Source organism: Plantactinospora sp. WMMB782 (genome assembly GCF_049179135.1).
GTDB lineage: Bacteria > Actinomycetota > Actinomycetes > Mycobacteriales > Micromonosporaceae > Plantactinospora.
This window is the reverse complement of sequence record NZ_JBMHMC010000007.1, coordinates 6,437,805-6,456,218: the sequence shown is the minus strand read 5'-3', so window position 1 is coordinate 6,456,218 and position 18,414 is coordinate 6,437,805. Positions and strand designations below refer to the sequence as shown.

At 73.7% G+C, this 18,414-nt stretch carries 21 protein-coding genes and 1 pseudogene; 7 read left to right on the top strand and 15 right to left on the bottom strand.

Translation table 11 applies throughout. The features are described 5' to 3' along the window. Positions 1-138: 138 nt before the first annotated feature. The 10 genes from ACN28A_RS30865 to ACN28A_RS30820 all read right to left on the bottom strand — a co-directional run bounded on the left by ACN28A_RS30865 (position 139) and on the right by ACN28A_RS30820 (position 8,300). Positions 139-912, bottom strand: a complete 774-nt coding sequence (locus tag ACN28A_RS30865) for a MerR family transcriptional regulator (RefSeq protein ID WP_421401213.1) — start codon at positions 910-912, stop codon at positions 139-141. Continuing rightward, on the bottom strand, positions 909-1,361 hold the full coding sequence (gene odhI / locus ACN28A_RS30860) for an oxoglutarate dehydrogenase inhibitor Odhl (RefSeq protein WP_421401210.1): 453 nt from the start codon (positions 1,359-1,361) through the stop codon (positions 909-911). The genes ACN28A_RS30865 and odhI overlap by 4 nt, the downstream gene beginning before the upstream one ends. A 214-nt stretch (positions 1,362-1,575) precedes the next feature. Then, the gene (gene gcvH / locus ACN28A_RS30855) at positions 1,576-1,956 is read right to left on the bottom strand and encodes a glycine cleavage system protein GcvH (protein WP_421401208.1); all 381 of its coding nucleotides are present in this window, start codon (positions 1,954-1,956) and stop codon (positions 1,576-1,578) included. 69 nt (positions 1,957-2,025) lie between these two features. Further along, positions 2,026-3,144 (bottom strand): DUF881 domain-containing protein, encoded by a 1,119-nt coding sequence (locus ACN28A_RS30850; RefSeq protein ID WP_421401206.1) that lies wholly within the window; start codon positions 3,142-3,144, stop codon positions 2,026-2,028. Positions 3,145-3,155: 11 nt separating this feature from the next. Then, positions 3,156-3,488, bottom strand: a complete 333-nt coding sequence (locus tag ACN28A_RS30845; RefSeq protein WP_278061588.1) for a small basic family protein — start codon at positions 3,486-3,488, stop codon at positions 3,156-3,158. Then, complete coding sequence (locus ACN28A_RS30840) at positions 3,485-4,387, bottom strand: DUF881 domain-containing protein (protein WP_421401204.1); 903 nt, start codon at positions 4,385-4,387, stop codon at positions 3,485-3,487. Before ACN28A_RS30840 ends, ACN28A_RS30845 begins: the two co-directional genes overlap by 4 nt. Continuing rightward, positions 4,384-5,031: a CDP-alcohol phosphatidyltransferase family protein gene (locus ACN28A_RS30835; RefSeq protein ID WP_421401201.1), complete on the bottom strand. Its 648-nt coding sequence runs from the start codon at positions 5,029-5,031 to the stop codon at positions 4,384-4,386. Before ACN28A_RS30835 ends, ACN28A_RS30840 begins: the two co-directional genes overlap by 4 nt. Positions 5,032-5,379: 348 nt before the next feature. Next, positions 5,380-5,772 (bottom strand): DUF2267 domain-containing protein, encoded by a 393-nt coding sequence (locus ACN28A_RS30830; RefSeq protein WP_421401199.1) that lies wholly within the window; start codon positions 5,770-5,772, stop codon positions 5,380-5,382. 90 nt (positions 5,773-5,862) lie between these two features. Next, a complete protein-coding gene (locus ACN28A_RS30825; protein WP_421401196.1) occupies positions 5,863-6,978 on the bottom strand; it encodes an N-acetylmuramoyl-L-alanine amidase in 1,116 nt (371 codons plus the stop codon). Positions 6,979-7,142: 164 nt separating this feature from the next. Further along, on the bottom strand, positions 7,143-8,300 hold the full coding sequence (locus ACN28A_RS30820) for an XdhC family protein (protein ID WP_421401193.1): 1,158 nt from the start codon (positions 8,298-8,300) through the stop codon (positions 7,143-7,145). A 262-nt stretch (positions 8,301-8,562) separates the two neighbouring features. On the opposite strand from ACN28A_RS30820, the gene ACN28A_RS30815 reads away from it, so the two are divergent. Continuing rightward, positions 8,563-8,775, top strand: coding sequence for a phosphatidylethanolamine-binding protein (locus ACN28A_RS30815; protein WP_421401191.1), 213 nt, complete (start codon positions 8,563-8,565; stop codon positions 8,773-8,775). 65 nt (positions 8,776-8,840) lie between these two features. Further along, positions 8,841-9,293, top strand: a complete 453-nt coding sequence (locus ACN28A_RS30810; protein ID WP_421404723.1) for a hypothetical protein — start codon at positions 8,841-8,843, stop codon at positions 9,291-9,293. A 24-nt stretch (positions 9,294-9,317) separates the two neighbouring features. On the opposite strand, the gene ACN28A_RS30805 is transcribed toward ACN28A_RS30810, so the two are convergent. After that, on the bottom strand, positions 9,318-9,539 hold the full coding sequence (locus tag ACN28A_RS30805; RefSeq protein ID WP_421401189.1) for a hypothetical protein: 222 nt from the start codon (positions 9,537-9,539) through the stop codon (positions 9,318-9,320). Between the two features lie 98 nt (positions 9,540-9,637). On the opposite strand from ACN28A_RS30805, the gene ACN28A_RS30800 reads away from it, so the two are divergent. Together ACN28A_RS30800 and ACN28A_RS30795 are read left to right on the top strand one after the other, a co-directional pair. Continuing rightward, the gene (locus ACN28A_RS30800) at positions 9,638-9,877 is read left to right on the top strand and encodes a hypothetical protein (RefSeq protein ID WP_421401186.1); all 240 of its coding nucleotides are present in this window, start codon (positions 9,638-9,640) and stop codon (positions 9,875-9,877) included. A gap of 9 nt (positions 9,878-9,886) precedes the next feature. Further along, positions 9,887-10,546: a hypothetical protein gene (locus ACN28A_RS30795; RefSeq protein ID WP_421401184.1), complete on the top strand. Its 660-nt coding sequence runs from the start codon at positions 9,887-9,889 to the stop codon at positions 10,544-10,546. An 81-nt stretch (positions 10,547-10,627) separates the two neighbouring features. Here ACN28A_RS30795 and ACN28A_RS30790 read toward each other — a convergent pair whose 3' ends face one another. Further along, positions 10,628-10,813 (bottom strand): hypothetical protein, encoded by a 186-nt coding sequence (locus tag ACN28A_RS30790; RefSeq protein WP_421401181.1) that lies wholly within the window; start codon positions 10,811-10,813, stop codon positions 10,628-10,630. A 173-nt stretch (positions 10,814-10,986) separates the two neighbouring features. Between ACN28A_RS30790 and ACN28A_RS30785 the strand changes: the two genes are divergently transcribed. Continuing rightward, complete coding sequence (locus ACN28A_RS30785; RefSeq protein WP_421401178.1) at positions 10,987-12,075, top strand: SRPBCC domain-containing protein; 1,089 nt, start codon at positions 10,987-10,989, stop codon at positions 12,073-12,075. A gap of 82 nt (positions 12,076-12,157) precedes the next feature. On the opposite strand, the gene ACN28A_RS30780 is transcribed toward ACN28A_RS30785, so the two are convergent. Together ACN28A_RS30780 and ACN28A_RS30775 are read right to left on the bottom strand one after the other, a co-directional pair. Then, positions 12,158-13,501 carry an exo-beta-N-acetylmuramidase NamZ family protein gene (locus ACN28A_RS30780; protein ID WP_421401175.1) on the bottom strand — a complete coding sequence of 448 codons (1,344 nt, stop codon included), beginning with the start codon at positions 13,499-13,501 and terminating at the stop codon, positions 12,158-12,160. A gap of 131 nt (positions 13,502-13,632) precedes the next feature. Then, positions 13,633-13,836, bottom strand: coding sequence for a hypothetical protein (locus ACN28A_RS30775; RefSeq protein ID WP_421401173.1), 204 nt, complete (start codon positions 13,834-13,836; stop codon positions 13,633-13,635). Positions 13,837-13,959: 123 nt separating this feature from the next. On the opposite strand from ACN28A_RS30775, the gene ACN28A_RS30770 reads away from it, so the two are divergent. Then, positions 13,960-15,021, top strand: coding sequence for a DUF6461 domain-containing protein (locus ACN28A_RS30770; protein WP_421401170.1), 1,062 nt, complete (start codon positions 13,960-13,962; stop codon positions 15,019-15,021). A 233-nt stretch (positions 15,022-15,254) separates the two neighbouring features. Next, a complete protein-coding gene (locus ACN28A_RS30765; protein ID WP_421401167.1) occupies positions 15,255-16,430 on the top strand; it encodes a low temperature requirement protein A in 1,176 nt (391 codons plus the stop codon). Between the two features lie 204 nt (positions 16,431-16,634). Here ACN28A_RS30765 and selB read toward each other — a convergent pair. Next, a pseudogene (gene selB / locus ACN28A_RS30760) lies at positions 16,635-18,413 on the bottom strand (selenocysteine-specific translation elongation factor); the annotation flags it as partial. Position 18,414 lies beyond the last annotated feature (1 nt).

Here is an 18,414-nt window from a genome sequence, read left to right as displayed (position 1 = left end):
GCCTACGCCACGCCCGCCGCCGCAGATCTTCTGCACACGACGCCCCGGCCGGTGCGGCCGGTCAGCACCGCCGCACCGGACACCCCGCCGAAGAACACCCAGCACCGCCCGGGACGGGACGCACGACCGCCCGGCGGCTCACCGGCCCAACGTTCCGCGCAACCCCACCCGGACCAGCGCACCGTGCAGCCGCTGCGACAGACCCACCAGCTCCCGCGCCGCCTCCGCCGCCCGCGCCCGGGCCGCCGGATCGTTCTGCCGGGCCAACGGCGCCACCAACTGCGCGAACAACCCCACCTCGCGATCCGCCGCCGTCCGGTAACCGCGCAGATGCCGCGGCTCCAACCCGTACGCCGCCAAACCGGCCACCGCCTGCGCGATCACCAACGCGTCCGCGTCATACCAGCCGGGCGGCTGCGACACCAGCAGACCCATCCGCTCCAACTCCGCGAGCAACCCCTCGGCGAGGCCACTACGGGACAGCAACTCGGTCCGGTCCAACCGGGTCTCCGCCGCCGGCTCACCGGCCGGAGCCGCCACCTCCCGACCCGGCACCGCACCATCCGGGCCGACGGCCACCAGCGACGGTCGGGGCCGCTCCGGACCCGGCAGCCCGTCCCGGTCCGCCTCCGCCAACTGCTCCCGGATCACCCGCAACGGCAGGTACTGGTCACGCTGGGCGGTCAACACGAACCGCAGCCGCGCCACGTCGTCCCAGCTGTACTTGCGATAACCCGCCGGTGTGCGTTGCGGCTCGACCAGACCCTCGGACTCCAGAAAACGCAGCTTCGAGATCGTGGTGTCGGGAAACTCCACCCGAAGCTGCGCCAGCACCTCGCCGATACTCATCAACGGCTGGCTCCGAGCGGCCGCCCCCGGGCCGGGGACAGCCGCCGCCGCGCGCTCGCTCACCCCCGGACGGCCCCCTCCTCCGAACGCGGACCGGCGATGAAGACCAGCCGGAACTTGCCGACCTGGACCTCGTCACCGTTGCTCAGCGTCGCTGCCTCGACCCGCTCCCGGTTCACGTAGGTCCCGTTCAGGCTGCCCACGTCCCGGACCGTGAACGTGCCGCCGTCCCGGTGGAACTCGGCGTGCCGACGGGACACCGTGACGTCGTCCAGGAAGATGTCACTGTCCGGGTGCCGGCCGCTCGTAGTCACATCGTGGTCCAACAGGAACCGGGCGCCGGCGTTCGGACCCCGCCGGACCACCAGCAAGGCCATCCCCGGCGGCAGCGAGCCGGACATCCGGCTCGGCACGACGTCGGTCTCGGGCCCCTCCAACATCTCGTCGAGAGAACCGAGGTTCAGCGTCGATGTGACGTCGAGCGGGGGGAACTCGTCGTCTGGGCGCGTCATTGGGACCACCTCACGGATCTGTTCGGTCGGCGTCGGGTGTTACGGGTCTGGCCGCCGGGCGCCCTAGCGGCCCAGCGGCTGGCTCCCCCGTGCCCGGGAAGGCAGTTCCGCAACGCGCAACTATTGGTTCTCGGTCGACTGGGCGAGCCTAGCCAGCGCCGAAATACAGGGCAACCAGACGCGCGGACACAACCACGCGACGGCGTCACCACGATCAGCTCTCGGTCAGTTCCCGATAGGCCCCGGCGGACAGCAGACCCGCCACCGCGGACGCGTCGGCCGGCACGATCTCGACCAGCCAACCCGACCCGTACGGGTCCGTGTTGATCACCTCGGGGGTGTCCGTGAGCTGCTCGTTACGGGCCACCACCGTACCGGTCAACGGGGCGTAGATCTCCGAGACGCTCTTGGTCGACTCGACCTCACCGAACGATTCGCCGGCCTGCACCGTCGCACCCTCGTCGGGCAGCTGGACATACACGATGTCGCCCAAAGCATCCTGCGCGAAGTGGGTGATGCCCACCCGCACCGGACCGCTGCCGTCGCCGGCCACCCACTCGTGCTCCGCGGTGTACCGCAGGTCCTCAGGAATCACAGACGCGTCCTTCTCCGTCACACCAGCCAGACATCCGGGACGCCGAACCGCCGCCCCGACCGCACCCGGTCAGGAGACCGGACGCGCATGTTGCAGATCCTTCGGCGAGACCACGGCCGACACGTCGACCATCTCCCGCTCCTGGATCGCCACGTTACCGCCGTCCCCGCTGACCGATGCCACCACCCCGCCCGGGATGTTCAGTGCGGTTTGCATCGTCTTCGGATCACCGATCACCGTGATCATGTACGGTCCGGTCAACCGCCGTCCACTCACCGAGATCCCGCCGTCCGCGTCGAGGAAGTACGTCGACGCGACGATCCGCACCGTGGCACCGTCGGCACCGGAGATCTGCATCGCCTCCGCCCCGGCACCACGCAGCTCCTGCACCGCGTCCAACACCCGGGACGCCGCGATCGGCTTGCTCACCGGCATGAACCCGACCGTCAACCCCGGCCCACGAGCCGGCAACGTCCCCGCCAGGATGCCCAGCTCGTCGGCCCGCCGGGTCGCCTCGTCCAACGCCGCCTGCCGGCCCTCCGCACCGGAGTTCAACTGCCGCTGGCTCTCCTCCAGGCCCGCGATGTCCTGCCGGACCCGCTCCTCCTGCGCCTCCAGGTCCGACAGGATCCGCACCAGGTCCTCCTGGCGGGCCGTCTCCAGCGACGCGTCCGTGGAGTTGGTCCGCAACTGCACCACGAGGGTGAAACCCAGCAGCGCCAGCAACACCGCGATCATCGCGTTCGCCGCCGTCAACCGGCCCAGCAGCCGACGCACCGCCGGGACCGGCGCGGCAGCCGACTCCCCGCTCCGGATCGGCACCGTGTCCTCACCGCCGGACGCCGTCCCGTCTCGGCCCGGCAACTCCCGGCCCGGCAACGGCACCGTCGGGCCGTCGTCGGCCGGCAGCGGAGCGGCTGCCAACCGCTCCGGCGCGCCGGCATCCCTCGGCAGCCGCTCCGTCGGACCGTCCTCGGCCGGAACGGTGCCCGGCTGCTCGGCCGCCTGCCGCTCGGGTCCGAGGAGAACCGCGTCCGACACCCCGACACCTGGCGACCCCGGCGTACCCGGATGATCCGACCCGGTATCCGCCGCCGCCGGAGCGCCGTCCCGGTCCGCCGGCCGGCCGTCCGGCACCGTCCGCCCGACCGGCTCGGCCGGCTCGTTCCGCTCGCTCGATTCCGTCATCGCCGTCGAACCTACGCCCGGAACAGGTGCCGGCGGATGGCCGCCACGTTGCCGAAGATCCGGACACCCAGGACGACCACGACACCTGTGGACAACTGCCCACCGACACCGAGCTGGTCACCCAGGTACACGATGAGCCCGGCGACCAGCACGTTCGAGATGAACGAGATCACGAACTGCTTGTCGTCGAAGATCCCGTCGAGCTTGGCCCGCACCCCGCCGAACACCGCGTCCAGCGCCGCCACCACGGCGATCGGCAGGTAAGGCTGGAGCGCCGACGGCACCGTCGGATCCAGCCAGACGCCGAGCAGCACCCCGGCGAACAACGCGAGCACAGCGATCATCGGCCGCCTCCAAGCGGACTCGGGGACCCTCCGCCGCCCGCCGACGACCCGGACGGCACCGGAGTCGGCTCGGGCGAAGGTGTGGCGTAGCGCAGCCGCGGCTCCGTCGCGGCCGGCAGGGTCAGGTCGTCGACCCGACGGAACTCGAACGACATCCCGTACTCCTCGGAGACGCTGTCCAGCAGCCGCGCCGCCGCACTGTCCCGGAATCGCCGCTCCAACTGGCCCGGACCGATCGCGGACACCTCGTACGGGCCGACCACCGGCTTGAAGTCGACAAGGATCGCCCCGCCCGCCGCCCGGATCGTCGAAGTCGCGGTCAACCGCTGACCGTTTATCGAGACCGCCTCCGCCCCGCCGCTCCACAACGCGTTCGCGATGTCCTGCAGATCCCGGTCCAGCACCCGACCGAGATTCGTGCCACCGGCCGCGGTGACCCCGTCCGACTTCTCCGGCGCGTCCGCGACCCGCACCACCAGCCCGTCGCCGCGGACCCGGCCCAGCCCGGTCGCCGCCTCGAGGTTGCGCAGTCTCGCCGCCGCGCTTCCGGAGAGCGCCGCGTCCCGCTGCCGGAGCACCTCCGCGCGCAGCCGGTCGGCCCGCCCGGTCAGCTCGGCGTTCTCCGCCTCCCGCTGCTTGATCTGGGTCACCAGCCCGGCCCGTGCCTTGCTCCGGCTCGGCTCCGCCGCCACCGTCTGCCGGTAGGCCACCGCCAGCAGCAACCCCAGCACCACCAGGGTCACCAGGGTCACCGCCCGGGGGGTGGACCGCCGCCACCCGGTGACCGGTCCGCCGCGCCGACGCCGTTCGGCCGCGTCGGCGTACCCGGGGTCGAGGGGGTTCTGGAACAGTTCGGTGAGGAAATCGGCCGCGTACGTCCGCCTGCCCTGCTCGGTCATCCCACCTCCGCCCGCGCCGAGCGGGACGCCCGGACCAGCCGTCGGGTCTGGCCCAGGTACAGCCCGCCGGCCAGCCAGTACAGGCCCAGTCCCCACAGTGCCAGCCCCCAGCCGATCGCCCCGGCGACGGTAGCCGCCCCGGGCACCGTAGCCGCGAGCAGCAGCACCGGAAAAGCGGCCAGCAGGACGAACGTCGCGGTCTTGCCCAGATAGTGCACCGGTGGCGGACGGTAGCCGTACCAGCGCAGTACGGCAAGGTTGGCCGTCATCACCACGTCCCGGGCGAGCAACGCGATGGTGAACTGCCACGGCACCACGTCGCGGACGGTCAGCGCGACGAGGGTGGCCAGGATGTAGAGCCGGTCGGCGATCGGGTCGAGCAGCTCGCCGAGCCGACTGACCTGGCGCAGCCGCCGGGCGACGTAACCGTCCACCCAGTCGCTCATGCCGCCGACGGCGAGTACGACCACGGCGGCCACGTCCGCACCCGCGACCAGGAAGAGGTAGAGGAAGAGGGGTACGCCGAGCAACCGGACGAAGCTGATCAGGTTGGGGACGGTGAGGATCCGCCACGCTGGGCCGACGGGCCCGGCGGCGTCAGCGGTTGGCTGGGCGTCATCCGCCCGCGCCGGCCGACGCGACACCGAACCTCCCTCCAACGCCACGGCCCGGCGTCCGCGCTGTGGCGGAGGGCGGTCCAGAAACCGGTGCGTACTCCGACCGGCCCCTCCCCCGAAAGCGCCTGCTGCATTCCGGACGAACACCGGCATCCGACGCAGCCCCGGTTACGGCACATTCGGCTCCCGTGGCTGCTCAATTGCCGTGCCACTATATCGGCCCTGATTCCGGACCGGCCGTCCGTGTCCGGTGTCGTGTTGTTTGGTCCGTTCCGGTGTGACCGGTGACACTTCTCGTAAAGCATCCTAGGATGCTAGCGTGCATGTTCGGGACAGGCGGACCACCCGTAGTGCTGGCCGAAGGCGGCGGTCGGGTCAGCCGCTCAGGCCGGCGCGGCCGAAGAGTGTGGCGTACCCGGACGGGAGCTGGGTCAGCACGTCGTTGAGTTCACCGCCGGAGATGGCCTCCGCCACCGTGCACAGCACGGCACTGGCGTCCCACTCGGCGGTCCGGGCGGTCGCACCAGCCCCGGTCGCGATCCGGCCGAGGAACTCCCGGGGCCCGAAGGCGCCCGCCGCACCCTGCCCGGCCGAGATCAGGGTCGCGGCCAGCGGTCCGGGCAGCTGCGCGGCCAGGTCCTCCGCCTCGTCCGGGGACAACCGCTGGGCGAGGATCCCGAGCACCAGATGGGTCACCCGTTCCGCCTCCGCCGGATCCGCGTACTCGCCACGGTCGCGCACCTTGGCGACGAACTCGTCGTACCGCACTCCCCCACCCCCGTAACCGGTTCCGGTACGCCGATACCCGCCGACCCGCCGATGATGCGCGGACCCGCGGGTATCGCGCCGGAGGGGAGGTCAGACCCGGGTGACCCGGACGGCGTCGGCGACCACGTACCCGGCGGCGCCACTCCACCGGCTCACCCCGACCACGTCCCGGTCCCCGGCGGTCAGCGTGAAGGTGCCCAGCGAACGCCACGCCCCGCCACCGGTGCTCTGGTCGACGACCACCGTCTGGTTCCCGCCCTTGGCCAGCACGATGTACGGGGTGGCGGTGTTGTAGCCGGCGATGCCCGGATACCAGGCGTCGATCCGGTATCTCCCCTCGGCCGGGACGTTCACCTTGTAGTAGGCCACGTCGCTGGTCGCGGCGGGGTCGGCGTACCGGTAGTCGGCGCCGTACCGCTCGGTGGAGTACGTCGAGGTGCGCCAGTTCGCGCTGGCGGTGAACCGGCCGGCGGTGGTGTTGTCGACGGTCGCGCTGAACGCCGGCGGTGGGGTGCCGCCCCCGGCGAGCGCGTCGGCGACGTCGGCCCGCAGCTGCGGCAGCATGCCGTAGAGCACGTTGCCGGGGCAGGCGGTGGCGACGTAGTCCCGGTGCCCGTAGATCCGGGACGCGGCGATGCCGTACTGGTCGCAGACGTAGGCGCAGAACGCCACCAGGCTGTCCCAGAGCGCGGCCGGCGGGGTGGCACTGGTGTAGGTGCCCTCGTTCTCGATCCCGATGCCCTTGTCGTTCTGGCCCGGGCAGTGTGCGCCGACCACCATGCCGCTGCCGGCGCGCAGCCGGGAGAGGCTGTTGTGCCGGCCCTCCATGACGTAACCGCCCCGGCTTATGGTGAAGTGCTGCCCGGAGTCGGACCAGCCGTTGCCGTCCATGTGGAAGTTCTGGATGCTGCGGGCCATCGCGAAGGCCTGCGCCTGGGTGTAGTTGGTGGTGTTCGAGCCGGCGGTGTGGTGGATCACGATCTTGTCGGGCGAGGACGGGATCACGCTGAGTGAACCCGGTGACCGGGCGCCCCAGGTGGCGCAGCTGGCGATCGTGGGAACGGGAACGGCGAGCGCGGTCGCCTCGTCGGGCGCCGCCAGCGCGGGCGGGGCGCCGGCGATCGACAGGCCGCCGGTGGCGGCGCCGACGCCGAGGAACACCGCGCCGCGTACGACGTCACGGCGGGACAGGGGGATGCCGGTCACGGTGGACCTCCGGAAACAGGGGATGAAGGTTTCTTTGATGACGGCGAAGGAGATTGAAGGAATTCTTACCAGAGGATCGACGTCCACCGCTAGACCGGGCCGGGCTGGAGTTCCACACGGCGCGCCGACCCCGACCGGCCGCGCTCGGACCCGGTGCGGGCCGGTCAGCCGACCGGTGCCGCATCCTCCGCGGCGGGTGCCTCGTGGTGGATCCGGCCGGCCGTCGCCGACAGCGGACGGCCGGTACCGCCCCACCGTCCGGCGACGATCTCGGCGGCGATGCTGACGGCGGTCTCCTCCGGGGTACGCGCCCCCAGGTCCAGCCCGAGCGGAGAGGCGAGTCGCCCCAGTTCGTCGGCGTCGAGGCCGGCCGCCCGCAGCCGGGCCAACCGGTCGTCGTGGGTACGCCGCGAACCCATCGCGCCGACGTAAGCGAGCGGCAGCCGCAGCGCCACCTCCAGCACCGGCACGTCGAACTTGGGGTCGTGGGTCAGCACGCAGACCACGGTGCGCCCGTCCACCCGCCCGGCCTCCGCCTCGGCCCGCAGGTAGCGGTGTGGCCAGTCGACGACCACCTCGTGCGCGTCCGGCAGCCGGCGCGGCGTGGCGAAGACCGGGCGGGCGTCACAGACCGTGACCCGGTAGCCGAGGAACGCCCCGATCCGGGCCAGCGCGGCGGCGAAGTCGATCGCCCCGAAGACGATCATCCGGGGCGGCGCGGCGTACGAGGCGACGAAGAGCAGCAGGTCCTCGCCGCGACGCTGGCCGTGGTAGCCGTACCGGAGCGTGCCGGTGCGACCGGCGGCGAGCAGGCCCCGCCCGTCGTCGACGGCCGCCGCGTCCAGCCGGTCGGTGCCGAGGGAACCGGCGGTCCGGTCCGGCCAGATCACCAGCCGCCGGCCGAGTCGCCCGTCCGGATCCGCCGCACCGGTTGACACGCAGGTCAGCACGGCCACCGGCTCGCCGGCCCGGATCGACGCCGCCACCTCGGCGAACTCCCCGAAGCCGGCCGGGTCGACCCGCTCGACGTACACGTCCAGGACTCCACCGCAGGTCAGGCCCACCGCGAACGCCTCGTCGTCGGAGACGCCGTACCGGTGCAGGGCCGGCTGGCCGGTGGCGGTGACCTGCCGGGTCAGGTCGTAGACCGCACCCTCGACGCAGCCGCCCGAGACGCTGCCGACCGCCGCGCCGTCCGGGCCGACCAGCATGGTTGCCCCGGCCTGCCGGGGCGCCGAACGCCAGGTGGCGACGACGGTCGCCATCCCGACCGGCTCGCCCGCCCGCCACCAACGGTCCAGTTCGTCCAGCACGTCCCGCATGACCCGCTCACCCGTACCCGTTCCGCCTGTCACCATCGGCCGGTTGCGACTGGCCCGCGCCGCCCGCGCCCGGCTGCCGGGCGAGCTGCGCCATCCGCCGATGGTCCCATATGTCCGAACGCCCCTCCCGCCCATCCCGGAGCGCACTGCGAGATTACGCCCGGCGGCGCCGCGCGGCCCCAAGGCCGTCACGCCGCGTGAATGGCCCGGACCCGGGCGGGTAGACCAGCCGGGACGGCGCCGACACGACGGGGAGGCAGCCATGCCAGGACCACGACCGGGCAGTAACGCGTACGACGTGGAGCGCACGCGGCTGCGCAAGCACATCGACAACTCCGGCCGCCGGGCCAACGACAGCAAGGCCGACGACACCGCGAACCGGTACCTCCGGGAGGATCGCGGCCGACCCGGCTTCGTGCGCGGCGAACGGGGACTCGGGCCGAAGGGCGAACGCGGTCCCGGGGAGCCCAAGTGACCGGCCGGGGTGTCGTCGCCGGCCTGCTGGACCGGCCGGCACCGGGCGGTCCGCTCACCGAGGCGGTGGACGGGGCGATCGCGGGCGCGGTCGGCAGCGTGGCCCTGAACGTGGTCACCTACCTCGACATGGCCCTGCGGGCGCGACCGGCCAGCAACACCCCGGAGGAGAGCGCGCAGCGGCTCGCCGAGATGCTGCACGTGGGTCTGGGGCCCGAGGACCGGGCGGCGAACCGCCGCTCGGGCCTCGGGCCCCTGCTCGGCTACGCGACCGGCGTGCTGTCCGGGGCGGCGCTCACCCTCACCGGGTTGCGCCGGCTCCCCGGGCCGGTGGCGGCCGGGCTCTTCGGTGCCGGTGCGATGCTCGCCTCCGACGGCACCCTCACCGCCCTGGGCGTCACCGATCCACGCCGGTGGAGCCGTACGGACTGGCTCACCGACATCGTGCCGCACCTGGCGTACGGGGTGGCCGCGGTGGTGACGCTCGGACAGCTGGGCCGCGGCCGGTGCCGCCGCTGACGCCCTGGCCGGAAGCCGTGCCGGTCAGTCGATCCGGCGCGCTTCGCCACGGCCGGCCGCGTTCCGGTCCGGGTCCTCGGCGACCGGCCGGGCCGACGGGCCGTACGGGGAGACCTGGTCCGGCGGGATCCGCCGACCACCGCCGCCACGGACCCGGGTCGGCTCGTCCGGACGGGGCCCCTTGCTGTCCTGCACCGTCGGGTTCAGCTCGTTGCGGCGCATCTCCGGCTGCTGCACGTTCGTCATCGCCGTCCCCTTCCGAGGTCGTCGTACCACTCGGCGACGCCAGGTCGGGCCGCCGCCGTTCGTGGGCGCCGGCCGGCGGCGGCCCGCCGACCGGCGGGGTGCCCCGGGGGTTCGCGACCGTCCGGTTCGCCGGGGGTCTCGCGACCGTCCGGTTCGCCGAGCGCGCCACGTACGCCCGGGTACCCGGCATGGGGATACCCGGTGCCGGTGCCGCCATTCGGTCGGCCGCCCGGCCGGCCGAGGTCGCCGAGATCGCCCAGCTCCGCGAGATCGGGGCCCGGTGGTGGCGGTGTGCCGAACGGGTGCCGTCAGGTGCGCTGACCGGCTCGACCGGGTAACCGGACGGAATGAACCGAGACCGAGCGATCGTGCGGGTGCTGCTGGACCGGCAGGGCCGCACGTACGCCGACGAGGCCGGCATCCGGCTGGCCGACCGGCCGGGCCCGCTCTACCAGTTGCTGCTGCTGACCACGCTGCTCAGCACCCGGATCCGGGCCGGCGTGGCGGTGGCGGCGGCCCGGGAGCTCTTCGCGGCCGGCTGCCGCACCCCGCAGGGCACCGACTCGCGCAGCTGGCAGGAGCTGGTGGACGCCCTGGGCCGGGGACACTACCGGCGCTACGACGAGCGGACCGCGACGATGCTGGGCAACGGGGCACGACTGTGCCTGGAGCGCTGGAACGGCGACCTGCGCCGGCTGCACCGGGAGGCGGGCGGCGACCCGTCCGTGCTGCGGCGCGAGTTGACCCGGTTTCCGGGCATCGGACCGACCGGTGCGGACATCTTCCTCCGGGAGGTCCAGGCGGTCTGGCCGGACGTCCGGCCGTACGCCGACGCCAGGGCGGTCAAGGCGGCCGGCCGGCTCGGCCTGCCGTCCACACCGGACAAACTGGCCGGGCTGGTCGACGGGGGCGACTTTCCCCGGCTGGCCTCCGCGCTGGTCCGCGTCTCGCTCGGTCAGCAGTCGATCGCCGAACTGAACAGGGCGGCTGTCGCCGCCACCCGGTGAGCGGCCCGATGACGCTGCCGCCTGAGCAGGGCGGCCGGTGTGGCAGTGCCGCCGGGGCAGGGCGGCCGATCCGGTGCGCGGTCAGCTCACCGGTTTGCCCGAGGCGGGCCGGGTCAGGTACCAGACGATCAGGCCGGCGGCCACGGCCAGCAGCAGGACGGTGTTGGTGACCCCGTCCTCGCCGCCCTCCGCCCCGGTGGTGCCGAAATAGATCACGGCGAGCGCGGCGCCGACCGACAGCAGGGTCCGCAGTCCCTTGTTTCTCACCCGGATCATGCTAATTACCGCATACAGCCTGTTTTGCCGAATACCGAAATCGCCTCCGATCCGGTGACCGACCCGCCAGACATCCCCGACGGACGGCTCGGGCCGGCGTTGGCCTGCGCCGGCGGCGGCAGGGCCGGCGGACGCGCGCTGACGGGTGGCCGTACAGTTCCGCCGTGACCGAAATCCGGACCAGCGTCGAGCTGCGCCACCCCCCGGAACGGGTCTGGCGGGCGCTCACCGATCGCGAGCTGCTGCCGAAGTGGTTCGCCTCGATCGCACCGCGGCCCTCGTCGATCAGCCGGTTCGAGCTGCGCCCGGTCGACCTGCCCGACCTCGACGAGCTGATCGTCGTCGAGCTGGTCGAGGTGGACCGGCCACACCGGATCGTGCTGCGCTGGCCCGAGGAAGGGCAGCAGACCCGGCTGGAGTGCGAGCTGACCGCCACCGCGGAGGGATGCCGGCTCACGGTCGTGCAGGGCGACGACGAGGAGCCCTGGCTGCCCGCCGACCCCGGACGGCGCGCGGAGTGCCACCGGGGACTGCTCGACACCCGGCTGCCCGCCGTACTCGACTGGTTGGCGTTCCGCGAGGTGGAGCTGCCGGCACCCACCCAGGTGCTCGGCGCCGTGCCGGCCGGCCGGCCCGATCCGGGCCGGCGGTCCAGGCGGCGGCTCGGTGCCGCGCTGGCAGTGCTGGCCCTGGCGGTCGGCGGGACGGTCGTGGCCGCCGGCCTGATCCTGGGCCGGGACGACGACCGGGCCGGCGGACCGACGGCCACCGCCGCCAGCGCCACGCCGAGCACCCCGGCGGGTACGCCCGCACCGAGCGCCCGGACCCCGACCGGCGCCGCCAGCACGGTCCCGCCCAGCCGCCCGGCCCGGCCCGGCGCCACGCCCCGCCGCACCTCGCCGCCGACCGCCGCGAACCCGCCGAGGGCGGGCCAGCCGAACCTGGCCGCCCGGTACAGCACGGTGCGGAGCCGGCTGCTCGGCTACGAGGGCGAGGTGGTGGTGACGAACGACGGCGACGCGGCCGCCACGGGCTGGACCCTGGTGCTCACCCTCTCCGGTGGCGCGCGGTTGGCCGGTGCCACCGGAGCGGAGAGCTACCGGCAGGAGGAGCAGCAGGTCACCTTCACCGGCGCCCCGCTGGCGGCGAAGCGCTCGGTGACGATCCGGTTCGAGGTGGACCGGGACACCACGCTCACCCAGAAGCGGCCGACCAGCTGCGCGGTCGGGGACCAGCCGTGCGAGGGGCTGTGACCGCCGGCCGGTAGGCCGGACACGGCCGCCGGGCCGTAGCACAGAGGCGGCCGCCGGGCGGTAGAACAGAGGCGGCCGGCTGTCAGTAGAGCAGGTACGGCCGGCGCCGCCGGTCGAACTCGGCCAGCTCGGCCGACCAGGCACCGACCACGTCCGGCACGTCCGCCCCGGCGTCGATCATCGTGCGCAGCCGGGTGGAGCCGGTCAGCTTGTCGATCCAGTACGGCCGGGCGGCGTCCCAGCTGTCCGCCCGCCAGGCGAACGCGGGATACTTCCGGGCCTCGACCAGCAGCGCGACACCGGTACGCACCGGGTCGAACCGGGCTGGATCGGTGACCCGTACCTCGACGCCGGCGCAGAGCTTGTTCAGCAGGTCCGGCTTCTGGCCGGCGGCCGTCGGCGAGAAGTACGCCTCCCGGAACTCGACCCCGGGCAGTTCCCGGGCGGCGACCCGGTCCACCAGGTGGTAGTCGAAGTCCTCGGCCAGGCCGCCGACCAGCTCGAACGGCCGGGTCATCCCCCGCCCCTCGGTCATCGAGGCGACCCCCTCGAACATGCAGGTGCCGGGATAGACGAGCGCGGTGTCCGGGGTCGGCATGTTCGGGCTGGGCAGCACCCACGGCACGCCGGTGTCGGCGGCGAAGTCGCCGCGCCGCCAGCCCCGGCACCTGATCACGGTGAGGTCGACCGGCCGGCCCGCCTCGGCCGGCAGGAACTCGCCGTTGTAGAACCGGGCCAGCTCGCCGACGGTCATGCCGTGCTGCTGCACGATCTCCTTCTTGCCGACCCCCGAGGTGAACGGCGTGGTCATCATCGGCCCGTACGCCCGCCCGCCGATCGGGTTCGGCCGGTCGAGTACGACGTACCGGATGCCGAGCCGGGCGGCGGCGACCATCGAGTCGTAGAGGGTCCAGATGTAGGTGTAGAAACGGGCACCCACGTCCTGGATGTCGAAGACGACGGTGTCGATCCCGGCCCGGGTGATCAGTTCACCCCACTTCGCCTGCGAGGCGCCGTACGCGTCGTAGACGGTGACACCGGTCCGGGCGTCGATGCCGGTTCCCTCACTGCCGCCGGCCTGGGCCGAGCCCCGGAAGCCGTGCTCCGGCCCGAACGCGGCGGTCAGCCGCACCCGGCCGGAGCCGTGCATCAGGTCGACCAGGTGACGGTAGCGGGTGTCCACCCCGGTCGGGTTGGAGAGCACACCCACCCGCTGGCCGGCCAGGGCGGCGAACCGGGAGTCGACGAGCACGTCCAGGCCGGTGCTGACCCGCCGGCCGCGCCCGCCGCCGTGCCCGCCGTGCCCGTCCGGGCCGGAGCGGTCGGTGTCCGGGGCTGCGGAGGCGGCGGCGCCGCCGAGGGTGCCCGCCGCGGCGCCGAGGGCGCTGGCTGCGGCGGTGCTGGCGAGGAACTTTCTGCGTCGCACGACGGCCTCCCGGGGGCGGGGCTGCGGGCACGGAAACGTCTCTCGGAAGTTACCTACGACACAGAAGCTGGTCAAGAAGGAAAACTACGCGACGGGTGGGCGGCCGGGGCACCGTGACGTCGCGTCGCGGGTCACAGGTCCTCCGCCACCAGGTCGCCCAGCTCGATGTTCTGGATCATCAGCCAGCGGGCCAGCGCCGGCATGCCGTAGAGCCAGAGCGGGGCGGATTCGGTGGTGCCGTTGGTGGCGTAGATGGCGAACCGCAGGTCGGGAGCGTGGATCGCCTCGATCCGCCAGCGATGGTTCTTGTCCCGCCAGATGGCGGAAGGGTCCATGCCCTCACCGTAATCCCGTCGGCGGTGACGCCCGCCGGGTTTTGTCGTACCGCCGAGGTTGGCTGTCGTCGGCCACGGTTGGCAGTCACGGGACATCGGGCACGGGGCGGGGACGGGGACGGGATGGGCGACCACGACTGGCTCGACGAGGAATACGACTGGCTCGACGACACGAACCTCCGCGAGGCGTTCTGTCTGACGTTCGTCCGGGACCGCGACGAGTCGGCGGTGTTGCGCCGGTTCGGCGCCGACCCGGCCAGCCTCCGGTCGCTGGCCGGCGCCGACCAGGCCACCCCGTCGCCGCTCACGCCCCTCGTGCTGGCCGGCCGACTCGACGGCTGGGTCTTCGTGCTGGAGGAGAACGGCTACCAGGGGAGCCGGATTGAGGTGCTGCGGGCCGTCTCGGGCGGCACCGAGGCACTGTCGGTGTACACGAACGTCAACGGCAACCGGCGGTTCGCGCACGCGGTGCACGGTGTGCTGCGGACCGGGTTCGACCCGGGTTCCCCGGTGCGGCGCTGGGGCGAGGCGCCGGACGCCCTGGTGCCGCTGATGCGCCGGGTCGGCCTGCCCGACCGGGGTGACCCCGGCTGGTCCAGCGCCGGCCTCGAGGCCGCACTGCGGCTGGCCGACCTGGTCACCGGCGTGCACCTCGACGCCGACCGGCTGGCCGGGCCGCTGACCACCGGCCAACTGGTGCCGCTGCTGTCGGATCCGCCGGAGCTGCCGACCTGGATGCTGCGCGACGACCAGGAGTTGCTGACCGCGATCACCACCGCCCCGCCCGACCTGCTGCGCCGGGTGGTGGCCGCCGAGGCGCGGCGACGTGCCGTCGAGGCGGGGATCGCCATCGAGCCGGTACTGGCCGACGCACTGGCCGAACTGGACCGGCCCGAGCGGCGGACCGTCCCGGACGACTCGCCGCTCGGCCTGCTGCTGCGCGAGCTGGCCTGCCAGTCCGAGCTGGCCGGCACCTCGCTGGCGCTGCCGACCCTGCGGGGCCGGATGACCGACGCGGAGCGCCAGCAGGCGTTCCAGCGACACTCCGCCGGGCTGGCGGTGCAGGCGGCGCTCTTCCCCGACCAGGTGCGGGCGGCCTACCAGGTGCTCGGCTGGGTGGCTCCGGCCCGGGATCCGGCCCGGGTCGCCCACCGGGCCCGGTTACTCGCCGAACTACGGGGCTGAGCGCGAACTGTCCGGAGGGTGCGGGCCGGGTTGCGCCGGCGTCCGGGAGGGCGGTGGCTGGGCACCCACCGGTTCCGGCGGCTGCCCAGCCGCCGCCCCGTCCGGTGAAGCCGCAGACCGGGCCACGCGGGCGTGATACGACTGCTTCGACAGCCGGCGAGCGGCGCATTCGTGCAGGTCAGGATGCTGATCGGCAGCTCGTCCGGGCGCGGCGGCGAGAGAACGGGCGGCGGATGGCGAGGGACCGGCACTCCACGCTGATCCGCGACCCGGACACGCCGACCCGGGCCACCCCGGTCGAACTCTTCTACGATCTCGTCTTCGTCTTCATCCTGGCCCGGCTCGCCGAGTCGCTGGTGGGCAAGCTGACCCCGCTCGGCGCCTACGAGACGCTCCTGCTGCTGCTGGCGGTCTGGTGGGTGTGGTCGTACACCAACCTGGCCACCGACACCCTGGACTCGCGGCGCCCCGCCGTGCAACTGGTGATCATCACGATCATGCTCGGCAGCCTGCTGATGTCCACCTCGCTGCCCGAGGCGTTCGACGGCCGGGCCCTGCTCTTCGCCTCGACGTACGTCGGGATCCACCTGTTCCGCAGTGCGACCCTGGCGGTGATCCTGCGGGATCACCGGCTACGCAACCGGCCGCTGCGCGGCATCTTCTGGTTCACCCTCTCCGGAGTGCTCTGGTTCGGCGGGGTCTACGTCTCCGGAATGCTGCGGATGGTGCTCTGGACGGCGGCCCTGGCCATGGACTACCTGGGGCCGGTGCTGCGCTGGCCCACCCCGGGGATCGGACGCTCACCGGCCTGGGAGTGGAACACCGCCGGTCGGCACCTGGCCGAGCGGTACCGGCAGTTCGTCATCATCGCGCTCGGCGAAACCGTGATCATCACGGCCCGTACGGTGCGCGGCACCGACTACGGGCCGGTCCAGGCCGTCGCCGTGCTGGTCTCGTTCCTCACCACCGTGCTGCTCTGGTGGATCTACTTCTACCGGGCCCGGGAGAAGCTCGGCAGCGCCATCACCGGCTCGGCCGATCCGGGCCGGGAGACCAAGTGGGCGGGATACGCCCATCTGATCATGGTGGCCGGCGTCGTGCTGGTGTCGGTCGGCGACGAGTTGATCATCCGTCATCCGGTCGAGGACACCCCCGGCGGCTGGGTCGCGGTGCTCGTCGGTGGTCCGGTGCTCTTCCTCGCCGGCCGGATCCTGCTCGGCCACGAGGTCTTCGTCCGGGTGGCCGGTCCCTGGCCGATCGGGATCGCCGTGCTGGTCCTCATGGCACCGGCGATGGTCCTACTCCCCCCGCTGGCCGTGGCGGCGGCCGTCATGGTGGTGCTGCTGGGCGTCGTCGTCGCCGCCGCGCTCACCCTCCGGGAGCCCGGTGGCACACCCGGAGCCGTCTAGCCGGCAGGACACTGGAGCCGCCAGTCGGCCTGACGCCTGGAGCCGTCCAGCCGGCGGGACATTCGGGGCCGTTTGGCCGGCGGGACACCCGGGGGCGTCCAGGGGTACCGCCGGGGCCGGCCGGGGATCCCGCCGAGAACGGTCGGAGCCCGGCGGCGACCAGGGGTTCTGCCGGGAACCGGTTGCCGGGGTCGGCTGCGGGTCGCCGGCCCCGGCCAGCACGATCCGGGCGTCGTCCGGCAGCCGGCGGGTGGCGCCGCGCCGGTCCAGCAGCTCCAGCAGCGGCACCGCGACCCGCCTGGTCGTCCCGAGGGCCTGCCGGGCGGTACTCAGGGTGAACGGCTGCGGCAGGTCGGCGAGTACCCGGATCGCCCGGTCCGGGGCGTCCGGCAGGAGTACCACGTTGTCGGCGAGCCTGAGCAGCACGCCGGCCCGTACCGCCGCGCCGATCTCCCGGTGCCCGAGCCCGAACTCGGCGAGCCGGGCCGCCTCCGGGGCGCCGAACGGCCGGCCGGCCAACTCCGCGCCGACCCGGCGTACCGCCCGGGCGACCTGCTCCGGCAGCGCGCCGGTCGCGCCGCCCGGAGCGATCCGGCCGTCCCGGTTCAGCAGCGGGGCGGCGACCAGCGCCTCGACCAGCACCCGGTCCGGCAGCTCCAGCAGCCGGCGGGCGGTCTCGACCGGCATCCCCGGTTCCAGCGGATGCGCCCGCGCCGACCGGGTCACCTCGTCGACCAGCCGCCGCCCCAGGTCCCGCCAGTGCCCGGGGTCGGCGTGCCAGCCGGGGGCCACCGGCACGGTCGTCACGGGAACCCCCATCCGCTCCAGGTCGGCCCGCCGGACCACGCCGCGCCGGGCCAGCTCAGCGGACTCGTCGGGGCGGCCGTCCAGCCCGGCCAGCACCGCCGCCCGGACGGCCGCCGCGCCACGCCGACGCAACTGCGGCGGTGCGACGTCGAGCACCGTCACCCCGCCGGCCACGTGCCGCCGGCCGGGGTCACGCAGCAGTGCCCGGTCACCGATCCGCAGCGGCAGTCGGCGGTCCAGCCGCAGCCGGGCGGTGTCGACGCCGAGCGGGCGTACCCGGGCGGTCACCGCGGCCGAGCCGACGTGCAGGGTGAGCTCGGCCGGCAGCTCGGCCACCGGGTCGCCGTGCAGTCGCACGTCGACCACGTCGGTCCGCGCGAACCGGTCGGGGGTGAGCAGCACGTCGCCCCGGCCGACCTGCTCGCGGGTCACCCCGCGCAGGTTGACCGCGACCCGGGCCACCCCGGCGACCTGGGAGACCGGGTTGCCCAGCGCCTGCAGGCCGCGGACCCGGACCCGCTGCCCGCCGCCGAGCCTCCCGCCGCCGGTCAGCTCCAGTTCGTCACCGGTGCGCAGCGTCCCCGCCCCGAGGGTGCCGGTCAGCACGGTGCCGCTGCCCCGGACGGTGAAGGCCCGGTCCACCCAGAGCCGCACCGGGGCGCTCGGGTCGGGCACCGGCAGCCGGGCGGCGAGCCGGTCGAGCGCGGCCCGCAGCTCGGCCAGCCCGGCGCCGGTGGTCGCGCTGACCGCGACCGTCTCGACCGGGCCGAGCGAGCTGGCCGCGATCTCGGCCCGGGCCTGTGCGATGGCGCCGGCCGGGTCGGCCAGGTCGGTCCGGGTCACCACCAGCAGCCCGTGCCGGACGCCGAGCGCGTCGAGCGCGGCCAGGTGCTCGGCGGACTGCGGCATCCAGCCCTCGTCGGCGGCGACCACCAGCAGCGCGGCCGGCACCGGACCGATCCCGGCGAGCATGTTGGGGACGAACCGCTCGTGTCCGGGTACGTCGACGAACGCGAGTACCTGCCCGGACGGCAGGCCGGTCCAGGCGAACCCGAGGTCGATGGTCATGCCCCGGCGCCGCTCCTCCGGAATGCGGTCCGGCTCCATCCCGGTCAACGCCCGGACCAGGGTGGACTTGCCGTGGTCGACGTGTCCGGCGGTGGCGACGACCTGCACG

Coding starts and splice junctions, on each gene's coding strand:
- odhI (WP_421401210.1), bottom strand. CDS start 1,361: ATGACGCGCCCAGACGACGAGTTCCCCCCGCTCGACGTCACATCGACG.
- ACN28A_RS30850 (WP_421401206.1), bottom strand. CDS start 3,144: ATGACGGAATCGAGCGAGCGGAACGAGCCGGCCGAGCCGGTCGGGCGG.
- ACN28A_RS30845 (WP_278061588.1), bottom strand. CDS start 3,488: ATGATCGCTGTGCTCGCGTTGTTCGCCGGGGTGCTGCTCGGCGTCTGG.
- ACN28A_RS30840 (WP_421401204.1), bottom strand. CDS start 4,387: ATGACCGAGCAGGGCAGGCGGACGTACGCGGCCGATTTCCTCACCGAA.
- ACN28A_RS30820 (WP_421401193.1), bottom strand. CDS start 8,300: ATGCGGGACGTGCTGGACGAACTGGACCGTTGGTGGCGGGCGGGCGAG.
- ACN28A_RS30815 (WP_421401191.1), top strand. CDS start 8,563: ATGCCAGGACCACGACCGGGCAGTAACGCGTACGACGTGGAGCGCACG.
- ACN28A_RS30805 (WP_421401189.1), bottom strand. CDS start 9,539: ATGACGAACGTGCAGCAGCCGGAGATGCGCCGCAACGAGCTGAACCCG.
- ACN28A_RS30795 (WP_421401184.1), top strand. CDS start 9,887: ATGAACCGAGACCGAGCGATCGTGCGGGTGCTGCTGGACCGGCAGGGC.
- ACN28A_RS30775 (WP_421401173.1), bottom strand. CDS start 13,836: ATGGACCCTTCCGCCATCTGGCGGGACAAGAACCATCGCTGGCGGATC.
- ACN28A_RS30770 (WP_421401170.1), top strand. CDS start 13,960: ATGGGCGACCACGACTGGCTCGACGAGGAATACGACTGGCTCGACGAC.
- ACN28A_RS30765 (WP_421401167.1), top strand. CDS start 15,255: ATGGCGAGGGACCGGCACTCCACGCTGATCCGCGACCCGGACACGCCG.